Raw genomic sequence first — 20,087 nt, forward strand, 5'->3', positions numbered from 1 at the left:
GCAGCTTCGTCATGGTCCCAACCCACCCCTTCCGACTCGGTGCCGGCCTCATCCTGGGCGCCGTGCTCGCCGGCTGCGCCACCCAGCAGCCCAGCGCCCCGACAGAGCTGACGCTGCTGTCCATCAACGACTTCCACGGCAACATCCAGCCCGCCGACCCGACGCCGCTGCTGCCGCGCCTGCCCGACGCGACGGGCGCCATCAAGGCCCAGCCCGCCGGCGGCGCGGCCTATCTGGCAACGGCCCTGGCCACGTTGAGGGCCAAGAACCCCGACGCGCTGGTCGTCGCCGGCGGCGACCTGATCGGCGCATCGCCGCTGATCTCCAATCTGTTGCGCGACGAGCCGACGCTGACGGCCATGTCCCAGCTCGGCATTGCCGCCAGCGCCTTGGGCAACCATGAGCTGGACGCCGGCCTGCCCGAATTGCTGCGCCAGGCCCGCGGCGAATGCGGCGCGGCAGGCTGCCTGTGGCCGGGCTACAAGGGCCCCGGCTTCCCCTATCTCGGCGCCAATGTGCTGGACGCCAACACCGGCAAGCCGCTGCTGCCCACCCATGTCCTGAAGCAGGCCGGCGCGCTGAAGGTCGCCATCGCCGGCGTGGCCACCCTGGAGACGCCGCATGTCATCGTCGCCCGGGCCATCAAGGGCATCCGCTTCGCCGACGAGGCCGACACGCTGAACGCGCTGGTGCCCCAGCTCAAGGCCGAGGGCGCTCAGGTGCTGGTGGCCGTCATGCATGAAGGCGGCGTACAGGGCAAGGACGGCGGCGCCAACGATCCGACCTATACCTGCCCGACGCTGACCGGCCGCGTGCAGGACATCGCCAAGCGGCTGGACCCGGCCTACGCCATCATCATCGGCGGCCACACCCACCAGGCCTACACCTGCAAGATCGACGGCCGCCTCGTCGTCCAAGCCGGCAGCTATGGCGGCTGGATCACCGAAAGCCACCTCAAGTTCGATACCGCCGGCAAGGTGATCGACGCCCAGGCCGTCAACCACCCGGTGCTGCAGTCGGCCTATGCCCCCAACCCGGCCCTGGTGGCGCTGGTCGCCCAGGCCGCCGCGCTGACCGAAGCCGCGCGCAACAAGCCGGTCACCACGCTGACGCAAGGCGCCGTGCGCAGCGCCAAGGAGCCCAACGGCGATTCCACGCTGGGCAATCTGATCGCCGACAGCCAGCTCGCCTTCGCCCGCAAGCAGGGTCCGGCCGACGTGGCCTTCATGAACCCGGGCGGCATCCGCGCCGACCTGACTGTCAAGCCCGGCAGGCCGACGACGATGAGCGACCTGCTCGCCATCCAGCCCTTCGGCAACGATATCGTCGCCGTGACGCTGAGCGGCCAGCAGCTGCTGGACATCCTGCAGCGCCAGCTGCCCAAGGCCGATGCCGCGCCGCGCATGCTGCAGCCCTCGTCGACGCTGCGCTACCGCTGGCGCGCGGGTGCCGATGGCGCCGCCCAGCTCGTCGACCCGCGCATCAACGGCGAGCCGGTCGATGCCGCGCGCAACTACCGCGTCGTCATCAACAACTTCCTGTCCGAAGGCGGCGACGCCCAGACCGGCTTCAAGCATGGCCGCGACCGCGCCGTGCTCGGCACCGACATCGACGCCCTCGTCGAACTGCTGCGCGACAACCCCCAGGCCGTGGCCCAGGCCGCCGCTGGCCGCATCGTGCGAGAGTGAGTCAACGCACGCAGACAGGGCCCTAGGGCAAACCTGTAACTTCTTGTAGCGACCCGGCGACGGCGGCATGGTTGCCCCGTCCTAGACTCGAAGCGCCCGGCACTGCTGGCCGGGCAACAGCGGCTCGGGGGCGTGATGGCATGGGACATGCAAGCTGGCGGTGACGCCCAGCCTCGGGCCGGTCCTGCGGCCACGAGCGCCTCGCCCAGCCCGCTGATCCGCGAAGTGATCGCCAACCTGCCCTGCGGCCTGGCCGTCTTCGACGCCGAGCGCCGCCTGCTGGTGCACAACGCCGAGTTCGAGCGCCTGCTCAATGTACCGGCCTCGCTGTTCGAAGAGCCACCGCTGCGCTTCGACGACCTCATCCTCTTCTTCGCCGCCCGCGGCGACTACGGCCAGGGCGAGCAGGCCCGCGCCTCGGTCGACGCGGCCCTGGCCCTGGGCCGCGACCAGCGCCCCAACCGCCTCGAGACCTATCGCACCGGCGACCGCCTCATCGAGGCCCGCACCGCGCCCTTGCCCGATGGCGGCCTGGTGCTGACCGTGCTGGACCTGACACCCCAGGCCCAGGCGCGGCTGGCCGCCGAGCGCGCCTCGCAGGCCAAGACGCGCTTCCTGGCCAATATGAGCCACGAGATCCGCACGCCGATGAACGCCGTGCTCGGCATGCTGCGCCTCTTGCAGAAGACGCCGCTGGACGCCCGCCAGCGCGACTACGCCGTCAAGAGCGAAGGCGCCGCGCGCGGCCTGCTCGGCCTGCTGAACGACATCCTCGACTTCTCCAAGATCGAGGCCGGCCACCTCGGCCTGGACCCGCACCCCACGCGCCTGGACGAGCTGCTGCGCGACCTCTCCGTCATCCTGGCCGCCAATGTCGACAAGCGCGAGCTCGAGCTGATCTTCGACCTCGACCCCACCCTGCCCCCGGTCATCCTGGCCGACGCGCTGCGCCTGCAGCAGGTGCTGATCAACCTGGCCGGCAACGCCCTCAAGTTCACGCAGGCCGGCGAGGTCGTGCTCGGCATCTCGCGCGTGTCGCAAAGCGCCAGCGGCGTCGTGCTCGCCTTCTCGGTGCGCGACACCGGCATCGGCATCGCGCCCGAGCAGCAGCAGCGCATCTTCTCGGGCTTTGCCCAGGCCGAGGCCTCCACGGCGCGGCGCTTTGGTGGCACCGGCCTGGGTCTGGCCATCAGCCGCCGCCTGGTGCGCCTGATGGGCGGCGACATCCACCTCGAAAGCAGCCCAGGCCTCGGCAGCCACTTCAGCTTCACGCTGAGCTTTCCCCTGCCCACCGAAGAGGTCGCCCCGGCACCGCGCCAGGCCCTGCAGGCCCTGGTCATCGACGACCACCCCGAAGCGCGTCGCGTCATCGGCACGCTGGCCCAATCTCTGGGCTGGACGGCGCGCCTGGCCGCCAGCGGCGCCGAGGCGCTGGAGCTCATCGCCAGCGGCACGCCCGAGGTCGTGCTGCTCGACTGGGTCATGCCCGGCATGGACGGCTGGCAGACCGCCGTGCACCTGCGCCAGCGCCTCGGCCCCGAGCCGCTGATCCTGATGGTCACCAGCCACGACCGCGAGCGCCTGGCCCAGCGCAGCGCGGCCGAGCAAGCCCTGCTCGATGGCTTCCTCGTCAAACCCATCACCGCCACCATGCTGAGCCAGGCCGTCAGCGCGGCCATCCAGGCACGCTGCAGTGATGGCGACCCACCCGAAGCTGCACCGCAGCGCCTGGCCGGCCTGCACCTGCTCGTCGTCGAGGACAACCCCGGCAACCAGCAGGTCACGCGCGAGCTGCTCGAACTCGAAGGGGCCCAGGTCAGCCTGGCCGGCGACGGCCAGCAGGCCCTGACCCTGCTCGCCCAGACCCGCGGCCGGCGCAGCTTCGACGCCGTGCTGATGGACGTGCAGATGCCCGTCATGGACGGCACGACGGCGACAAGGCTGATCCGCCGCCAGCTCGGCCTGACCCTGCCCATCATTGCGATGACAGCCGGCGCCCTGGACGCCGAACGCCAGGCCTGCCTGGAAGCCGGCATGGACGAGCACATCGGCAAGCCCTTCGACCCCGATGTGCTGGTGGCCGTGCTCAGGCGGCGCTGCGGCGCCGCGCCCACGGCAGCCAAGGCCGCCGCGGCCGAGCTGCCGCCCACCCTGCTGGCCGACGCTGGCCGCGCCGGCATCGCGCTGGCCGAGGCCCTGGCGCGCATGTCCGGCCGCGTCGAGCTCTTCGAGCGCACGCTGGCCGCCCTGCACGAGCAGGATCGCAAGCTCGTCCAGGCGCTGGCCGAAGGAGGCCGCACCGCCACCCGCGGCCTGCATGGCTACCGCGGCCTGGCCGCCATGCTGGGCGCCGGTGAGCTGGCCGCGCTGGCCGCCGAAGGCGAACATGCCGGCGCACCCGATGAGGACTGGCGCCGCCGCTTTCTCGAACGCCGCCAGGCCGACCTCGCCGCGCTGGACCGGCTCGCCGCCGACCTGCACGCCCGCCAGGCGCTGCATGACGACCTTGCCGCGCAGGACCGGCCCGCCACACCGGGCAGCCTCGCCCAACGCGTGGGGGCCCTCGCCGACCTGCTCGACGGCGCCGATCTCGAGGCCCTGGACGTCCACCAGGGCCTGCGCGAGCGACTGCGGCAGGAAGCCGATGAAGACACCGCCACCGCCCTCGACTCGGCCATGGACGCCCTCGATTTCGGCACCGCACTGACGCTGTGCCGCCGCCTGCGCACGACGCTTGAGGCCTAAGCATGATGCAACTCTTTTTGCCCGACCGCGCCCCCTTGACGCAGGGCCAGGCGCCGCCGGGCCGCCGCCCGCGCCTGCTGCTCGTCGACGACCAGCCCGTCAACATCCAGGCCCTGCATCGCGTCTTCGCCAGCGACTGCCAGGTGCTGATGGCCACCGACGGCGGCCGCGCCCTGCAGCTCTGCCGCGACCGCCAGCCCGACGTCGTGTTGCTGGACGTGCAGATGCCCGGCATGGACGGCCACCAGCTCTGCGCCGAGCTCAAGGCCGATCCGCTGCTGCGCTCCATCGCCGTCATCTTCGTGACCGCGCAGGACCTGCCCGAGGACGAGACCCGGGCGCTGGACGCCGGTGCGGCCGACTTCATCACCAAGCCCTTCAACCCCACCGTCGTGCGGGCCCGCGTCAGGACGCAGCTGACGCTCAAGGCCCAGGCGGATCTGCTGCGCGAGCTCGCCTTTGTCGACGGCCTGACGGGCGTGCACAACCGACGCCATTTCGACGAACGCTTCATCGCCGAGGCGCGCCGCTCGCAACGCACGCGCGCACCGCTGGCCATCGTGCTGGCGGACGTGGATCACTTCAAGCGCTACAACGACGCGCTGGGGCATCTGGCGGGAGACGACTGCCTGCGCCGCGTGGCGGGAGCGTTGCGAGCCTGCTTGAGGCGGCCGACGGATCTGCTGGCGCGCTACGGTGGCGAGGAGTTCGTCTGCCTGCTGCCAGACACCGACCTCGCCGGGGCCATCGGCGTGGCGCAGTTGATGGAGGACACCGTGAGAGCCCTGTCACTGCCGCACCCCGGGGTGGAAGGCTGCGTGACGATCAGCCTGGGGGTGTCGGCGGGGGCGCAGGGTCAGGGGCTGGTGGAGGCGGCGGACAAGGCGCTGTATCTGGCCAAGGCGGCCGGACGAGGCCGCGTCAGCTGGGTTGAAGGCTGACTTCCAGCGCCACCGGGACTTTCACCGCGAGGTCGTCGACATGCCGAGGATGGCGCTCATGAGCTGGTTATCCAGCGCGCTGGACTGGGCGACACGCACGGGCAACTCGTCGGCCTTGCCCTGGCGCTTGTCCGTCCACACCAGCTTCACGGGCACCAGCACGCGGCCGAAGTAGTACTCGCCGCCGGAGACCTGTGCCAGCGGAATGAGCAGCTTGGTGGCCATGCCCTGGTCGCCAGCGCCCTGCTCCATCAGGTCGGACACGGGCAGCGAGTGCTCCGTCCAGCCGTCGCCCTGCGTGTCCAGCTCCCCGTAGCGCTTGAGCTGGGTGCCGTTACCGGTGAGGCCGAAATCCTTCTGGCGCACGACGAGCTTGAGGTCGCTGGTGGCCGTCTTGCCCAGGTTGCTGAGCTTCACGTAGACGATCTGGCGCAGGTACAGGCCGGTCGGGCCCGCCCCCGTCATCAGGTGACGCCCGGCCGCCCAGTTCTTGCTGCCTTCGACCAGCTGGCTCTCCAGCGCCGCATCCAGCACCTTCATCGGCATCTGCTGCTGCCGCACGGTGGCGGCGAACTCGGCGGCGTTCTGCGCACCCAGCTCGGCCACGAGGCGGGGGGCGAGGTCGTAGCGCTCGCTGTTGAGCTTGAGTTCGCTGGAAGCGGCCTGCGTGGCGGCGAGCCGCTGGTTGGTCTCGCGCGTCGTGATGGCCACGTAGAACGACAGGCCCGCCGTCGCGATGGCGAGCAAGGGCGCGGCGTACTTGATGAAGGTGTCCAGGGCGTTGGGCGGTACGGGGTCGCTCATGGGGTGGCCGGCAGCTAGGTTGCGGCACTGTGGCCCGAAGCCGCGTCCGCCGTCCATCCTGCCGATGGAGGACGGGGTGCGCGGAGCGCCTCTAGAATGCGGACCGAGCGCGGGATTCGTATAGTGGCAATACCCTAGCTTCCCAAGCTAGAGCCGCGGGTTCGATTCCCGCATCCCGCTCCACCGCGGCCAAAACGGCCCCATACGTTCATCAGCGCAGGTCTGCACGGCTACAGTCGCTCGCATGACGTCCCCTGCTGTTTCGCGTCCGCCCACCACCTTGGCTGTCGCCTGGCGCCAGTTGCTGCGGGATTGGCGGGCCGGCGAGCTGCGCCTGCTGATGCTGGCCGTGGCCCTCGCGGTCGCCGCACTGTGCGCCGTGGCCTTCCTGTCCGATCGCCTCGACCAGGGCCTGCGCCGTGACGCCGCCAAGCTGCTCGGCGGTGATGCCGTCGTCGCCAGCGACCAGCCGACGGCCCAGGCCCTCGTCGACCTGGCGGCCACCCAGAACCTGACCACCGTGCGCAGCGCCACCTTCCCCAGCATGGCGCGCAGCGATGAAGCCCATGGTGGCGAGAGCCGGCTGGTGGCCGTGAAGGCGGTCGGCACGGGCTACCCGCTGCGCGGCAGCATCAAGCTGCGCGAGGCCCTGCCCGGCCGCAGCGGCGCACCCGCCCCGGGCGAGGTCTGGGTCGACCCGGCCGTGGCCGACGGCCTGGGGCTCAAGCTCGGCGACACGCTGCTGCTCGGCGACGCCCAGCTGAAGCTGGCCGCGCTGATCGACACCGAACCCGACCGCGGCGCCGGCTTCATGAACTTCGCGCCGCGCGCGCTGCTGGCCGAAGCCGACCTGGCCGCCACCCACCTCGTGCAACCGGCCAGCCGCCTGACCTACCGCATGGCCGTCGTGCCCGGCCCGGGCGCGACGCCCGGCGCGGTGGCGCGCTTCGTGGCGGGTGCCGAACAGCTCGTCGAGAAGGACAAGCTGCGCGGCGTACGCCTGGAATCGCTCGAGTCCGGCCGCCCCGAGATGCGCCAGACGCTGGACCGCGCGGCGCGCTTCCTGCGCCTGGTGGCCATGCTGTCGGCGCTGCTCGCGGCCGTCGCCGTGGCGCTGGCCGCACGCGACTTCGCGGCGCGCCATCTGGACGACTGCGCCATGCTGCGCGTGCTCGGCCAGCCGCAGCGCCGCATCGCCTGGGCCTATGGACTGGAGTTCCTGCTCGCCGGCCTGAGCGCCAGCGCCGTCGGCGTGCTCGGCGGCCTGGCGCTGCACCAGGTCTTCGTGTCGCTGCTGGCCGGGCTGATCGACGTCAACCTGCCGCCGCCCAGCGTCTGGCCGGCCCTGCTCGGCCTGGGGCTGGGCCTGTCGCTGCTGCTGGGCTTCGGCCTGCCGCCGGTACTGCAGCTGGCGGCCGTGCCGCCGCTGCGCGTCATCCGCCGCGACCTGGGCGCGCCCAAGGCCGGCTCCATCCTCGTGCTGGGCGCGGGCGTGGCCGGCCTCGCGGCCATCCTCGTCGTGCTGGCCGGCGACATCAAGCTGGGCGCCATCGCGGCCGCGGGCTTTGCGGGCGCGGTGCTGCTGTTCGCGCTGCTGGCCTGGTGCGCGGTGTGGCTGCTGCGCCGCCTCGTGCCGGTCAACGTCAGCGGCACCGGCGTGCCGCGCTGGCTGCTGCTGGCCACGCGCCAGGTCGCCGCGCGGCCGGGCTTCGCCGTCATGCAGGTGGCCTCGCTGGCCATCGGCCTGCTGGCCCTGGCCCTGCTGGTGCTGCTGCGCACCGACCTCATCGACAGCTGGCGCCGCGCCACGCCGGCCGCGGCACCCGACCGCTTCGTCATCAACATCCAGCCCGACCAGGGCGAGGCCTTCCGCAAGACGCTGACCGACGCCGGCGTGAAGGGCTTCGACTGGTACCCGATGATCCGCGGCCGCCTGACGGCGATCAACGGCGAGCCGGTGCAGGCCAAGCGCTTTGCCGAAGAGCGCGCCCAACGCCTGGCCGAGCGCGAGTTCAACCTCAGCCACACAGCCGACATGCCGGCCCACAACCAGATCACCAGCGGCCGCTGGGGCGATGCCAAGCCCGATGAGACGGGCCTGAGCGTCGAGGAAGGGCTGGCGACGACGCTGGGGCTCAAGCTCGGCGACACGCTGGCCTTCGACATCGCCGGCCAGCCCGTGCAGGGCCGCATCACCAGCCTGCGCAAGGTCGACTGGTCGTCCATGCGCGTCAATTTCTTCGTGCTGTTCGAGAAGGCCGAGTTGCCCGAGCTGCCGTCCACGCAGATCGCCGCCTACCGCAGCCCAGCTGCCAGCAAGCTGGACCGCGAGCTGGCGCGGCAATTTCCCAACCTGACCGTCATCGACGTGTCGGCCCAGCTCAACCAGGTGCAGGGCGTGCTGGACCAGGTCATCCAGGCCGTGCAGTTCCTGTTCGGCTTCACGCTGGCGACCGGTCTCGTCGTGCTGCTGGCGGCCGTAGGCAGCACGCGCGAGGCGCGCACGCGGGAGTTCGGGCTGATGCGGGCCCTGGGCGCACCGTCGCGCCTGCTGGCCCAGGTGCAGCGTGCCGAGCTGCTGGGTGTGGGCGCATTGGCCGGCTTCCTGGCCGGCGCCGTGGCCCTGGTGCTGGCGGCCCTGCTGGCGCGCTTCGTCTTCGAATTCGAATGGCATATGAAGCCGTGGGTGCCGCTGATCAGCGCCGTCTGCGGTGCGCTGCTGGCGTGGAGCGCCGGCTGGTGGAGCCTGCGCGGCGTGCTGCAGCGGCCCGTCGTGCAGACGCTGAGGGAGGCCCAGGCCGAATGAGCCTCGCACGCGCCCGCGAAATCGGTCGCTATCTGGCGCTGTCGGCGGCCGTCGTCGGCGTCTATTACCTGCTGGCCCGGCTGGGCCTGCTGATGGTGCTGCCGCCCTACCAGGTGGCGCCCATCTACCCGGCAGCCGGCTGGGGCCTGGCGGTGCTGCTGGTCTGGGGCCTGCGCTACACGCCAGCCGTGGCCCTGGGCTCCTTCATCGTGCAGGCCACGACGATGAACGAACAGGCCGGCGTGCTGCCGCTGGCCCTGGGCATCGGCCTGGGTGCCGCCACCCAGGCGGTGGTGGGCACGCTGCTGGTGAGGCGCTGGTGCGGCCGCCCGCTCGTGCTGGCCTCGCCGCGCGAGATCGCTGGTTATCTGGCGGCGGCGGCGCTGGCCGGCTGCATCAGCCCGAGTTGCGCGACGCTGCTGCTCAAGGTGTTCGGCGTCATCTCGACGGCGCAGGCCACGCTGGTCTGGACGGTGTGGTGGACCGGCGACCTGATGGGCGTGCTGATCGCCACGCCGATCACGCTGGCCCTGATCGGCCAGCCACGCGCGGCCTGGGCGACGCGGCGCTTCAGCGTCGGCCTGCCCATGCTGCTGACCACGCTGATGGTCGGCCTGGGTGTGGCAGCCACGATGGAATGGGACCGTCAGCGCAACCGCGCCGACTTCACGCGCGACGCGACGAGCGCGGCCCAGGACCTGGCCGGCCGCCTGCGCGAGCCGCTGCTGGCGCTGGAGGGCGTGCACGGCCTCGTCAAGGTCAAGCCGCGGCCGACGCGCGACGAGTTCGCCCGCGCCACGCGTGGCTTCCTGACCGAGGAAAGCCCGCTGATTGCCCTCGGCCTGACGCTGCGCGTCGCGCGCGCCGACGTCGACCGCTTCAACGCCGCGGCCGCGGCCGACGCCTTCCCCGGCGGCTACCAGGCGCGCGACCGCCTGCGCGCCGGCGACCTGCGCCCGCCGCCGGACGAGGACATGCTGGCCATCCGCCTCATCGAGCCGCTGTCGCGCAATGCCGGCGCGCTGGGCATCAATGTGCGCACCATTCCCGGCGCCCGCGCCGCCATCGAGAAGGCCGCGAGCCTCGGGCGGCCGCTCGCATCGGCGGGCTTCCAGCTATCGCAGGACAAGGAGGCGGCGCTCGGCGTCGTGGTCTACCAGCCGCTCTACCGCGGCAGCGCCGCGCCGAGCGAGCAGGCCCTGGACGGCGTCGTCTTCGCGACGCTGCGCCCGGACCTGCTGCTGTCACGCCTGTCAGCCAACTGGCCCGAACACCTCGCCGCCTGCCTCGTCGACCTGGAGCCCGGCGCCCTCTTCCCGCGCCTGGGCGGCCGCGTGGGCTGCGAGGCGGTGCAGCGCGGCGACGATGCCACCCTGCCCCTGGTCAAGCTGCCGCTGGAATTCGGCGGCCGGCAATGGGAGGTGCGCGTCTACGACCTGCCCGGCCTGGTGCAGGCGCCGGGGCGCAGCTGGGCCTTCGCCCTCGTCGGCCTGCTGGCCACGGCCATGGTGGGGGCGCTGCTGCTGCTGATGTCGGGCCGCACCCAGCATGTCGAGGCCCTGGTGCGGGAGCGCACGGCGGCGCTGGAGCGCGAGGTGGCCAGCCGCACCCAGGGCGAGCGCGCGCTGAGCCAGAGCGAGCAGCGCTTTCACAGCATCTTCGAGACCGCGCCCATCGGCATTGCCTTCACCGACCTCAACGGCGGCTTCCAGGAGGTCAATGCGCACTTCTGCAACCTGATCGGCTATACGGCCGAGGCGCTGATGCGCCAGCGTTCCATCGACGTGACGCATGCCGACGACCGCCGCGAGGACATCCGCCTGGCGCGCCGACTGATGCGTGGCGAGATCCCCTACTACCGGCGGCTGAAGCGCTACGTCCGCCCGGACGGCAGCCTGGCCCATGCGCGCGTGCTGGTCAGCCTGCTGCGCGGCGCCGACGGCCGGCCCCACCGCCTGGTGGGCGTCGTCGAGGACATTACCGACCAACTGCGCATCGAGGAACTGGACCGCGCCCGCGAGGCCGCCGAAGCGGCCAACCAGGCCAAGAACGAGTTCCTGTCGCGCATGAGCCATGAGCTGCGCACGCCGATGAACGCCATCCTCGGCTTCACGCAGCTGATGCAGATGGACGCGAGCGAGCCGCTGCCGCCCAGCCAGCGCGTGCGCGCCCAGCAGATCGCCCAGGCCGGCTGGCATCTGCTGGAGATGATCAACGACACCCTGGACCTGTCGCGCATCGAGGCCGGCTCGCTGCGCCTGGAGCCGGTGCTGCTGGAGCTGCCGCCGCTGCTCGCCCGCGCGCTGGCGCTGGTGCAGGGCCAGGCGGCCGAGCGCGGTCTGGCCATCAGCCAGCGCGTCGACCCCGCGGCCGTGCGCCTGGTGGGCGACCCGACGCGGGTCACGCAGATCCTGACCAATCTGCTCAGCAACGCGGTCAAGTACAACCGCCCGGGCGGCAGCGTCAGCATCGAGGCGCGCAGCTGGGAGCCGGGTTGGGTCGAGATCGCCGTGCGCGACACCGGCCTCGGCCTCACCGCCGAGCAGCGCGCCGCCCTCTTCCAGCCCTTCAACCGCCTCGGCCGTGAACGCAGCGGCCTGCCCGGCACCGGCATCGGCCTGGTCATCAGCCAGCGCCTGGCCGAGATGATGGACGGCAGCCTGCGCGCCGAAGAGCAGGACGGCCCGGGGGCCTGCTTCGTGCTGCGCCTGCCGGCCAGCGGCGCTCCCGCCGCGCTGGCGAGCCGCGAGGCGCCCCCCGACGAGCCGACCAGTCCGCGCGCCAGCCCGCAGCGGCGCCTGCTCTATGTGGAGGACAACCCGCTCAATGCCGAGGTCATGCGCGGCATCCTGGACCAGCGCCCGGGGATCGAGCTGGAGATCGCCCCGACCGTGGAAGCGGGCTTGCGCGCGCTGCGCGAGCGCCCGCCGGCCCTGCTGCTGCTGGACTGGCAACTGCCCGATGGCGACGGGCTGACGCTGCTGAGCCGCATGCGCGACCTGGGCCGGACGCTGCCGCCCGTCATCGTCGTTTCCGCCAATGCCCAGCCGGAGCAGATCGCCGCGGCCCAGGTGGCGGGCGCCCAGCACTACCTGACCAAGCCGCTGGACGTGCGTGAATTGCTGGCCCTGGTCGACGAATTGTTGGCGGCAGGAGGCGGCCTGGCGGGGGCAGAATGAGGGCCCAGACCCCAACACGCATCAGCGCCCGATGAGTTCCACAGACCTCGTTCCCAGCACCGGTGCCCAGGCCGTGCAGGCCCTGGCACGTACCAATGGCCGCCAGTTCCTGACCTTCCGCATCGCCGAGGAGGAATACGGCCTCGACATCCTGCGCGTGCAGGAAATCCGCTCCTATGAGCCGCCCACCCGGGTTGCCAATGCGCCGGCCTTCGTCAAGGGCGTCGTCAACCTGCGTGGCGTCATCGTGCCCATCGTCGACCTGCGCATCCGCCTCGGTCAGGCCGGCGAATACAACGCCTTCACCGTCGTCATCGTGCTGAACGTGGCCAACCGCGTCGTCGGCGTCGTGGTGGACTCGGTCTCCGACGTGCTGGAACTCAGCGCCGACGAGATCAAGCCCCGCCCCGAAGTGGCGGCCGCCCTGGACGCCCGTTTCATCACCGGCCTGGGCAAGCTCGGCGAGCGCATGCTCATCCTGCTGGACATCGAGGCGATGATCAAAAGCCCGGATTTCGGCCTCGTCGACTAGCCAAATTCGGCTGAAAGTTAGCGATCGCTGACTGTTTCACCGTTGGAAACATTGCATTCCACCGGATGCACGACTGGTCTTAGCACTCATCAAACCAGAGTGCTAATATCCTGCTCACCGCGGCATCCCGCGCCGCGGTTTAGCAAGGATTCATGACGATGTCCGCCTCTTCTGCCATTGCCGTCCGCGACCCCTGGGCCCTCGTGCCCTCGCTGGGCAATCTGGACGCATACATCTCCGCCGTCAATCGCCTGCCGCTGCTGACCGCCGAAGAAGAAGGTTCCGCTGCGCGCAGCCTGCGCGACAAGGGCGACCTGGAAGGCGCCGGTCGCCTGGTGCTGTCGCATCTGCGCCTGGTGGTGGCCATCTCCCGCCAGTACATGGGCTATGGCCTGCCCCAGGGCGACCTGATCCAGGAAGGCAATGTCGGCCTGATGAAGGCCGTCAAGCGCTTCGACCCCGACCAGGGCGTGCGCCTGGTGAGCTACGCCATGCACTGGATCAAGGCCGAGATCCACGAGTACATCCTGAAGAACTGGCGCATGGTCAAGGTCGCGACGACCAAGGCCCAGCGCAAGCTGTTCTTCAACCTGCGCTCGATGAAGCACCAGCTCAAGGCCGGCAATCCCGACGCTGCGACGCACCGCAACACGCTGACCGAAGCCGAAGTGGCCCATGTGGCCAGCACGCTGAACGTCAAGCGCGAGGAAGTGCTGGAGATGGAGACCCGCATGTCGGGCGGCGATGTGGCGCTGGAGCCGCAGACCGACGACGAAGGCGAGAGCTTTGCGCCCATCGCCTACCTCGCCGACGACAGCCATGAGCCGACCCGCGTCATCGAGGCCCGCTCGCGCGATGCGCTGGCCGGCGACGGCATCCAGCGCGCGCTGGAGGTACTGGACCCGCGCAGCCGCCGCATCGTCGAGGAGCGCTGGCTGAAGGTGAACGACGACACCTCGGGCGGCATGACGCTGCATGAGCTGGCCGCCGAGTACGGCGTGTCGGCCGAGCGCATCCGCCAGATCGAAGTGGCGGCGATGAAGAAGATGAAGAAGGCGCTGACTGAAACCGCCTGAGCTTGCGGTGCGCCAAACAAAAGGCCCCTCGCGGGGCCTTTTTTCATTTCTTGCCGGAGGAGGCCTCGGCCAGCAGCAGCTTGATGTCGTCCGCCAGCGGTTGGGCGCCGGCGCCGTAGCGGGCGTAGACGCGCACGCGGCCCTCGGTGTCGAAGATGAAGCTCGCCGCCGTGTGGTCCATCGTGTAGGTCTCGGGCGTCTTGCCCGGCACCCTGGCGAAGAAGACCTTGAACTCCTTGGCCGCGGCCTGGGTCTGCTCCTCGCTGCCACGCAGGCCGACGAAGCTCGGGTCGAAGCTGGCCAGATAGGCCTTCAGCAACTGGGCCGTGTCGCGCTCCGGGTCGATGGTGACGAAGACGCCCAGCACCTTGTCGCCATCGGCACCCAGGCTGCGCTTGACCTCGGCGACCTCGGCCATCGTCGTCGGGCAGACGTCGGGGCATTGGGTGTAGCCGAAGAAGACCACCAGCACCTTGCCCTTGAAGTCGGCCAGCGACCGGGCGCGGCCGTCCTGGTCGCTCAGGTTCAGCGTCCTCGCGTATTCGGCGCCGGTCAGGTCGATGCCCTTGAAGGCCAGCTTGTCGGGGCCGGACTTCTGGCAGCCGGCGAGAGCGAAGGTGATCAGCGCGGCCAGCGCGAAGCGACGGGTGTTCATGCGATGTAGTGGTCGATCAACAAGGCCGCAAACAGCAGCGACAGATGCCAGATGGAGAACCAGAAGGTCCGCCTTGCCAGCATCTCCGAATACGAGCGCCACAGCCTGAAGGCATAGCCGCAGAAGCCCAGGCCCAGGATGATGGCGCTGGCCAGGTAGAACCAGCCGCTCATGCCGGTCAGGAAGGGCAGCAGCGTGGCCGCGAACAGCACCCAGGTGTAGAGCAGGATCTGCAGCCGCGTGTAGTCGTTGCCGTGGGTCACCGGCAGCATGGGCAGGCCGGCGCGGGCGTAGTCCTCGGCGCGGTACAGCGCCAGCGCCCAGAAGTGCGGCGGCGTCCACAGGAAGATGATGAGGCAGAGCAACCAGGGCTCGGGGCCGAGGTCGCCGCGCAGCGCGGCCCAGCCCAGCACCGGCGGCATGGCGCCCGACGCGCCGCCGATGACGATGTTCTGCGGCGTCATCGGCTTCAGGATGACGGTGTAGATGACGGCATAACCGATGAAGGTGGCGAAGGTCAGCCACATCGTCAGCACGTTGACGTAGAAGCCCAGCAGCGCCATGCCGATCGCGCACAGTGCGGCCGAGAAGGCCAGCGTCTGCGGGCGGCTGAGCTCGCCCTTGGCCGTGGCGCGCCAGGCGGTGCGCTTCATGCGCGCGTCGATGCCATCCTCGATCAGGCAGTTGAAGGCCGCCGCCGCGCCGGCCACCAGCCAGATGCCGGCTATTGCCGCGAGCATGGTCAGGCCCTGGGCCAGCGACGGCAGGCCGGGCACGGCCAGGGCCATGCCGATGGCGGCGCAGAAGACGATGAGCTGGACGACACGCGGCTTGGTCAGCTGGTAGAACTGCTGCCAGCGCGGGCTGTGCACGAAGGCGCTGGCGGTGGACGTGGAAGCCATGGTCAAGTTTGCGCCCTCAGGCGCGCGAGCAAGGTGGTGAGCAGGGCGAGCAGCACGGCGGCGCCGGCGGTGTGGGCCAGGGCAGCCACGATAGGCCAGTCGAGCACGACATTGGACAGGCCCGAGGCGAGCTGCCAGCCGGCAGCGGCGAGCAGCCAGCGTGACCAGTTCGAGGCATGCCGATGCAGCGCCCAGGCCAGCGCCAGGATGGCCGCGAAAACGAAGCCCGCGCCGATGCGATGGGCCATGTGGATGGCGGCCAACGCCTCGAAGCCCAGCCAGCCGCCGTCGGCGCGCTGGCCCAGCTCGCGCCAGAGCTGGAAGCCCTGGGCGAAGTCCAGCTGCGGCCACCACTGGCCGCCGTGGCAGGTCGGGAACTCATCACAGGCCAGCACCGCGTAATTGGTGCTGACCCAGCCGCCGAGGGCGACCTGAGCGAGGGCGAGCAGCAGCACGGCCGCGACGCCGAGCCGCAGCGCCGCCGGCAGCCGCAGCGGGCGCGGCTCGTAGGCCTCGTGCTGCCAGGCCAGCAGCATCAGCAGGCCCATGCCGAACAACAGGTGCAGGGTGACGATGGCCGGGAAGAGTTTCATCGTGACCGTCAGCGCGCCAAAGGCGCCCTGCACGCAGACCCAGACCAGCGTCAGCGTCGGCAGCCAGGGCGAAGGCGCGGCGGTTCGATCATGACGCTTCAGCCGCCAGCTCAACACCGCCATGACGAGGATGAGCAGGCCGACGCCGCTGGCCAGGTAGCGGTGGACCATCTCTATCCAGGCCTTGCCATGCGTGACCGGGCCGGTCGGCATCGCGGCCTGGGCGGCCTCGATGTGGCCGTGGGCACCGACCGGGCTGGCGGCGCTGTAGCAGCCCGGCCAGTCGGGGCAGCCCAGGCCCGAATCGGTCAGGCGCGTGAAGGCGCCGAAGACGATGAGGTCGAAGGTCAGGAACAGCGTCAGCAGCGTCAGCGCGCGCAGCCGCCCCGCCGGCGTCGCGCTGCGCGAGCGCTGGCGCCACCACAGCAGCGGACCAAGGGCGACCGCACCGCCGATGGCGGCGACCTGGCCGAGCGGGAGCAGCAGCTCGTTCATCTCGGTACCCCGGGCATTCCGGGCCGAGCGCCGGGCCGCTCCCTAGCCGGCCCGCGCTGGCGATGTGCATGCGGCTCGATGCCGCATGCATCGCCGTCCCCGCGGGGGCTGAGGCCGGACACATGGCGCCCAGCGGGCGGCATGTGCCTGCCGAAGAGCTGCAGCTCATGCCGCAGCGCGGTCTGCAAGACCGACCGGGCTCGCCCGCGTTCAGCGGGGCGAGATTGGGCGAGGGGCACGTTCATCTTCCCGCGGTGTCCCAGAAGGCGCTGGCCTTCAGCAGCTTGTCGAGGTCGGCCTTGAGCTTCTTGGGCTCGGGTTCGGCCGGCGCGCGCTCCATCCAGCGGTTCATCGGGTCGATGACGTAGAAATGATCGCTGGCCGCCTTGCCCACCGCAGGCTGCAGCCAGGCCGCGAGGCGCTCGGCCGGCACGCGCAGCACGGTGACCTCGGCGCCCTTCTGGCTGATGGCCGCCATGACCTCGGCGCGCGGCATGCCGGTGTCGGGAATGAGCCAGAGCTTGTCGACGCGCGCGCGCTCCTTGCCCAGCATCTCGCGCAGCTGGCGCTGCACGAAGAGCTGGCGTTCGCAGGCCGCCGGGCAGTCGGAACCCTGCACGACGGCCAGCAGCCACTGGCCACGCAGTGCAGCCGGCGCCACCGGGCGCCCCTGCAGATCGGTCAGCGGCAGGTCGGTGGGCATGTCGACGGCGGGCGCGATCAGCTCGCCATAGGCCGAACCGCTGGGCTTGATGACGTAGAAGGTGAAGTAGGACGCGACCACCGGCGCGGCGCACATGGCCAGCACGAGCAGCATCTTCCAGCGGCCGGCGCGCTGCTGCGGCACCGCGCGCGGGTCGGGCAGGCTGTGCACCGCGAAGCTCAGCGGCGTCATGGGATCACGGCTGCTTGCGGAGCCGGGGGCGGACGAGTTGGAACCAGACATAGAGACCGACGATCAGCGCGCAGAGCGCGAACCATTGAAAGGCATAGCCATAGTGTTTTTGCAGGCCGAGATCGGGTGCCGGCCAGTGGCGCAACAGGCCATCGTCGGCCGGGGCGGTCTGGACGACGGTCAGCGGCAGCAGCCTCAGGCCCGACTCGACGGCGAAGGCCGCAGGGTCGAGATTTTGCCGGATCGCGCCGGACGAGCCTTCGCCGAGCTCGAAAAGCCTCGACGGTGACGCCGCCAGCCGGCCCTCCACGACGACCTCGCCCACGGGCGTGACCAGCGGCGGCAGCTGCTGGCGGTCGCGCTGGTTGCGCGGCGCCCAGCCACGCTGCACGAGGATGGCTTCGCTGCGGCCCGCGAGCAGCAGCGGCGTCACGACGAAGAAGCCCGCGTGGCCGTCCATGGGTCGGTTGTCCAGCCAGACGGTGCGCTCTGCGAGCCAGGTGCCGCGCAGCGCCACGCGGCGATGCAACGGCCCCGCACCGCCCAGGGCGGCGTTGTCGATGGCGGGCTTGACGGCTTCGGTGTCGATGGCCGCCTGCAGTGCGATCTTCTGCGCGGCGCGGTCGAGCTGCCAGGCACCCAGCCGCGCCGTCAGCGCGGCACCCAGCAAGGCCGCCAACAGCACCAGCCAGCGTCTGCCGGTCATGCGGGGACCCCGAGCGGATAATTCGACACCATGAAATTCGTGATCCTGATCGCCTTCATCGGCATCCTCGGCGCGCTGGCTGCAGCGGGCTTCTTCATGCTGCGCAAGGGCGGCAACAAGCGCAGCCCCAATATGGCAAAGGCGCTGACGGTGCGTGTCGGCGTGTCGGTGGCGCTGTTCCTCATCATCCTGCTGAGCTGGAAGATGGGGTGGATACAGCCCACGGGCCTGCCAGTGAAGAGTGCATAAAAAAAGCGCCGCGACTGCGGCGCTTTCTCATTGCGGTGACGTCACAGCCAGTAGACGATGACGTACAGGCCCAGCCAGACCACGTCGACGAAGTGCCAGTACCAGGCCGCGCCTTCGAAGCCGAAGTGGCGCTCGGGCGTGAAGTGGCCCTTCATCAGGCGGATGGTGATGAACAGCAGCATCAGGGCGCCCACGCAGACGTGGAAGCCGTGGAAGCCGGTCAGCATGAAGAAGGTCGAGCCGTAGATGCCGGAGTTCAGCTTGAGGTTGAGCTCGGTGTAGGCGTGGTGGTATTCATAGGCCTGGAAGCCCAGGAAGGTCGCGCCCAGGATGACGGTGATCCACATCCAGGCAATCGTCTTGGCGCGGTTGCCGGCGATCAGCGCGTGGTGGGCGATGGTCAGCGTGACGCCCGAGGTCAGCAGCAGCGCGGTGTTGATCGTCGGGATGGGCCACGGACCCATGGTGCTGAAGGCTTCGACGGTACCGGCCGGCGCGGCGGTGAAGCCGGGCGCGGTGCTGGGCCAGACGGCCTTGAAGTCGGGCCACAGCAGCGCGTTCTCCAGGCTGCCGAGCACCGGCACCGAGTACAGGCGGGCCCAGCCCAGTGCGCCGAAGAAGGCGGCGAAGAACATCACCTCCGAAAAGATGAACCAGCCCATGCTCCAGCGGAAGGAGACGTCGATGCGGTCGCTGTAGAGGCCGCCCTCGCTCTCGCCGATGGCCTGGCGGAACCACTGCTGCAGCACGAAGGCCCAGAAGGCCAGGCCGCCGAACAGCGAGTACATGCCCCAGCCGTGGCCGTTGACCCATTGGCCGGCGCCGAGGATGACGAAGAACAGGCCGGTGGCGGCCAGCACCGGATGCCGCGAAGGCGCCGGGACGAAGTAGTACGGGGCTTTGCCCGGGGAAGTCGCTGCCGACATATTGTTCTCCTAGTACTCGCTCGTTCTGAACTTTGTTGCGGCGCGGGCCCTCAGGCCCCCGCCACGCCACTGCTGATGACCCAACGGACCAGCAGCACCAGCACCAATACAAACAGGGCGGCGCCAAGCACGCCCGCGATCAATACATGCACCGGGTTGAGCTTGGCCATGTCTCTCTCATGGTCCCGGCCCCGGCGCACGCCGAAAAAACTCCAGGCCACGGCCGAGATCGTCTGGGCGAACGAGGCCTTGCGGCCCACCGCTTCCTTCAGATCCTGACCGGGTTCGCTCACAGCGCCGCTCCCATGGCCTTGGGCGCCTGGCCCAACTTCACACCGCCCTTGCCCGCCACCTCGAAGAAGGTATAGGACAGGGTGATGGTCTTCACATCCTTGGGCAGCTTGGGGTCGATGACGAACACGACCGGCCACTGCTTGCTCTCGCCCGGCTTCAAGGTGTACTCGTTGAAGCAGAAGCATTCCAGCTTGTTGAAATGCGCGCTGGCCTGCATGGGCGCATAGCTGGGAATAGCCTGCGCGGCCATGGTGCGGTCCTGCTTGTTGCGGAACTCGTACATGACCTGGGTCAGCTCACCCGGATGCACCGTCAGGTGGCGCACCGCCGGCTTGAAGTCCCAGGGGCCGCGGGCGTTGGTGTCGAACTCGACCGTGATCTCACGGCTGAAATCGACCTGGCCATTGCCATCGGCGATGCCCTTGCCGGCCAGCGCCGTCTGGCGTTCGGCCAGCGACAGCACGTTGATGCCCAGGGCATTGCAGATCGCCCTGTACAGCGGCACCAGTGCATAGCCAAAGCCGAACATCAGCGCGACGATCACCGCCAGCTTCGAGACGAGCTGGCGGTTGTCGCGGTGAAGTGCAGCCAGGAAGCGCAT

At 70.3% G+C, this 20,087-nt stretch carries 17 protein-coding genes and 1 tRNA gene; 9 read left to right on the forward strand and 9 right to left on the reverse strand.

The features are described 5' to 3' along the window. The first annotated feature begins 11 nt into the window (after positions 1 to 11). The 3 genes from AC1D2H_RS10405 to AC1D2H_RS10415 all read left to right on the forward strand — a co-directional run bounded on the left by AC1D2H_RS10405 (position 12) and on the right by AC1D2H_RS10415 (position 5,374). Positions 12 to 1,688, forward strand: coding sequence for a bifunctional metallophosphatase/5'-nucleotidase (locus AC1D2H_RS10405; protein WP_478010867.1), 1,677 nt, complete (start codon positions 12 to 14; stop codon positions 1,686 to 1,688). 147 nt (positions 1,689 to 1,835) lie between these two features. Then, a complete protein-coding gene (locus AC1D2H_RS10410) occupies positions 1,836 to 4,433 on the forward strand; it encodes a response regulator (RefSeq protein ID WP_478010868.1) in 2,598 nt (865 codons plus the stop codon). A 5-nt stretch (positions 4,434 to 4,438) separates the two neighbouring features. Then, positions 4,439 to 5,374: a diguanylate cyclase gene (locus AC1D2H_RS10415; RefSeq protein WP_478010869.1), complete on the forward strand. Its 936-nt coding sequence runs from the start codon at positions 4,439 to 4,441 to the stop codon at positions 5,372 to 5,374. 21 nt (positions 5,375 to 5,395) lie between these two features. Here the strand turns inward: AC1D2H_RS10415 and AC1D2H_RS10420 are convergent, their stop codons facing one another. Beyond that, a complete protein-coding gene (locus AC1D2H_RS10420) occupies positions 5,396 to 6,178 on the reverse strand; it encodes a hypothetical protein (RefSeq protein WP_478010870.1) in 783 nt (260 codons plus the stop codon). 109 nt (positions 6,179 to 6,287) lie between these two features. Between AC1D2H_RS10420 and AC1D2H_RS10425 the strand changes: the two genes are divergently transcribed. The 5 genes from AC1D2H_RS10425 to rpoH all read left to right on the forward strand — a co-directional run bounded on the left by AC1D2H_RS10425 (position 6,288) and on the right by rpoH (position 13,771). Next, positions 6,288 to 6,361, forward strand: a tRNA-Gly gene (locus AC1D2H_RS10425). A 61-nt stretch (positions 6,362 to 6,422) separates the two neighbouring features. Next, a complete protein-coding gene (locus tag AC1D2H_RS10430) occupies positions 6,423 to 8,984 on the forward strand; it encodes an ABC transporter permease (RefSeq protein WP_478010871.1) in 2,562 nt (853 codons plus the stop codon). Further along, positions 8,981 to 12,163 (forward strand): CHASE domain-containing protein, encoded by a 3,183-nt coding sequence (locus AC1D2H_RS10435; RefSeq protein ID WP_477930735.1) that lies wholly within the window; start codon positions 8,981 to 8,983, stop codon positions 12,161 to 12,163. Before AC1D2H_RS10430 ends, AC1D2H_RS10435 begins: the two co-directional genes overlap by 4 nt. 31 nt (positions 12,164 to 12,194) lie before the next feature. Then, positions 12,195 to 12,695, forward strand: coding sequence for a chemotaxis protein CheW (locus tag AC1D2H_RS10440; RefSeq protein WP_477930737.1), 501 nt, complete (start codon positions 12,195 to 12,197; stop codon positions 12,693 to 12,695). A gap of 158 nt (positions 12,696 to 12,853) precedes the next feature. Beyond that, positions 12,854 to 13,771, forward strand: a complete 918-nt coding sequence (rpoH, locus tag AC1D2H_RS10445; RefSeq protein ID WP_477930739.1) for an RNA polymerase sigma factor RpoH — start codon at positions 12,854 to 12,856, stop codon at positions 13,769 to 13,771. A 43-nt stretch (positions 13,772 to 13,814) separates the two neighbouring features. On the opposite strand, the gene AC1D2H_RS10450 is transcribed toward rpoH, so the two are convergent. From AC1D2H_RS10450 to AC1D2H_RS10470, 5 genes are all read right to left on the reverse strand, one after another. Then, positions 13,815 to 14,426, reverse strand: a complete 612-nt coding sequence (locus AC1D2H_RS10450; protein ID WP_478010872.1) for an SCO family protein — start codon at positions 14,424 to 14,426, stop codon at positions 13,815 to 13,817. Beyond that, positions 14,423 to 15,328, reverse strand: a complete 906-nt coding sequence (cyoE, locus tag AC1D2H_RS10455) for a heme o synthase (protein WP_478010873.1) — start codon at positions 15,326 to 15,328, stop codon at positions 14,423 to 14,425. The genes AC1D2H_RS10450 and cyoE overlap by 4 nt, the downstream gene beginning before the upstream one ends. A gap of 2 nt (positions 15,329 to 15,330) precedes the next feature. After that, a complete protein-coding gene (locus AC1D2H_RS10460; RefSeq protein ID WP_478010874.1) occupies positions 15,331 to 16,416 on the reverse strand; it encodes a COX15/CtaA family protein in 1,086 nt (361 codons plus the stop codon). Between the two features lie 241 nt (positions 16,417 to 16,657). Continuing rightward, on the reverse strand, positions 16,658 to 17,311 hold the full coding sequence (locus AC1D2H_RS10465) for an SCO family protein (RefSeq protein ID WP_478010875.1): 654 nt from the start codon (positions 17,309 to 17,311) through the stop codon (positions 16,658 to 16,660). Positions 17,312 to 17,315: 4 nt separating this feature from the next. Further along, positions 17,316 to 18,017 carry an SURF1 family protein gene (locus AC1D2H_RS10470; RefSeq protein WP_478010876.1) on the reverse strand — a complete coding sequence of 234 codons (702 nt, stop codon included), beginning with the start codon at positions 18,015 to 18,017 and terminating at the stop codon, positions 17,316 to 17,318. Positions 18,018 to 18,047: 30 nt separating this feature from the next. Between AC1D2H_RS10470 and AC1D2H_RS10475 the strand changes: the two genes are divergently transcribed. Beyond that, positions 18,048 to 18,266, forward strand: a complete 219-nt coding sequence (locus tag AC1D2H_RS10475) for a twin transmembrane helix small protein (RefSeq protein WP_477930751.1) — start codon at positions 18,048 to 18,050, stop codon at positions 18,264 to 18,266. Positions 18,267 to 18,307: 41 nt separating this feature from the next. On the opposite strand, the gene AC1D2H_RS10480 is transcribed toward AC1D2H_RS10475, so the two are convergent. From AC1D2H_RS10480 to AC1D2H_RS10490, 3 genes are read right to left on the reverse strand one after another with little or no spacing between them, the layout of a single operon-like run. Next, entirely contained in the window at positions 18,308 to 19,192 is an 885-nt protein-coding gene (locus tag AC1D2H_RS10480; RefSeq protein ID WP_477930753.1) for a cytochrome c oxidase subunit 3, read from the reverse strand. A 50-nt stretch (positions 19,193 to 19,242) separates the two neighbouring features. Further along, positions 19,243 to 19,485, reverse strand: a complete 243-nt coding sequence (locus tag AC1D2H_RS10485) for a DUF2970 domain-containing protein (RefSeq protein ID WP_477930755.1) — start codon at positions 19,483 to 19,485, stop codon at positions 19,243 to 19,245. Continuing rightward, positions 19,482 to 20,087 carry a cytochrome c oxidase assembly protein gene (locus AC1D2H_RS10490; RefSeq protein ID WP_478010877.1) on the reverse strand — a complete coding sequence of 202 codons (606 nt, stop codon included), beginning with the start codon at positions 20,085 to 20,087 and terminating at the stop codon, positions 19,482 to 19,484. The genes AC1D2H_RS10485 and AC1D2H_RS10490 overlap by 4 nt, the downstream gene beginning before the upstream one ends.

The organism is Roseateles sp. P1_C1_2, assembly GCF_056406535.1.

Coding starts and splice junctions, on each gene's coding strand:
- rpoH (WP_477930739.1), top strand. CDS start 12,854: ATGTCCGCCTCTTCTGCCATTGCCGTCCGCGACCCCTGGGCCCTCGTG.
- AC1D2H_RS10490 (WP_478010877.1), bottom strand. CDS start 20,087: ATGCGCTTCCTGGCTGCACTTCACCGCGACAACCGCCAGCTCGTCTCG.
- AC1D2H_RS10475 (WP_477930751.1), top strand. CDS start 18,048: ATGAAATTCGTGATCCTGATCGCCTTCATCGGCATCCTCGGCGCGCTG.
- AC1D2H_RS10430 (WP_478010871.1), top strand. CDS start 6,423: ATGACGTCCCCTGCTGTTTCGCGTCCGCCCACCACCTTGGCTGTCGCC.
- AC1D2H_RS10420 (WP_478010870.1), bottom strand. CDS start 6,178: ATGAGCGACCCCGTACCGCCCAACGCCCTGGACACCTTCATCAAGTAC.
- AC1D2H_RS10415 (WP_478010869.1), top strand. CDS start 4,439: ATGCAACTCTTTTTGCCCGACCGCGCCCCCTTGACGCAGGGCCAGGCG.
- cyoE (WP_478010873.1), bottom strand. CDS start 15,328: ATGGCTTCCACGTCCACCGCCAGCGCCTTCGTGCACAGCCCGCGCTGG.
- AC1D2H_RS10450 (WP_478010872.1), bottom strand. CDS start 14,426: ATGAACACCCGTCGCTTCGCGCTGGCCGCGCTGATCACCTTCGCTCTC.
- AC1D2H_RS10405 (WP_478010867.1), top strand. CDS start 12: ATGGTCCCAACCCACCCCTTCCGACTCGGTGCCGGCCTCATCCTGGGC.
- AC1D2H_RS10470 (WP_478010876.1), bottom strand. CDS start 18,017: ATGACCGGCAGACGCTGGCTGGTGCTGTTGGCGGCCTTGCTGGGTGCC.
- AC1D2H_RS10465 (WP_478010875.1), bottom strand. CDS start 17,311: ATGACGCCGCTGAGCTTCGCGGTGCACAGCCTGCCCGACCCGCGCGCG.
- AC1D2H_RS10460 (WP_478010874.1), bottom strand. CDS start 16,416: ATGAACGAGCTGCTGCTCCCGCTCGGCCAGGTCGCCGCCATCGGCGGT.
- AC1D2H_RS10410 (WP_478010868.1), top strand. CDS start 1,836: ATGCAAGCTGGCGGTGACGCCCAGCCTCGGGCCGGTCCTGCGGCCACG.
- AC1D2H_RS10480 (WP_477930753.1), bottom strand. CDS start 19,192: ATGTCGGCAGCGACTTCCCCGGGCAAAGCCCCGTACTACTTCGTCCCG.
- AC1D2H_RS10440 (WP_477930737.1), top strand. CDS start 12,195: ATGAGTTCCACAGACCTCGTTCCCAGCACCGGTGCCCAGGCCGTGCAG.
- AC1D2H_RS10435 (WP_477930735.1), top strand. CDS start 8,981: ATGAGCCTCGCACGCGCCCGCGAAATCGGTCGCTATCTGGCGCTGTCG.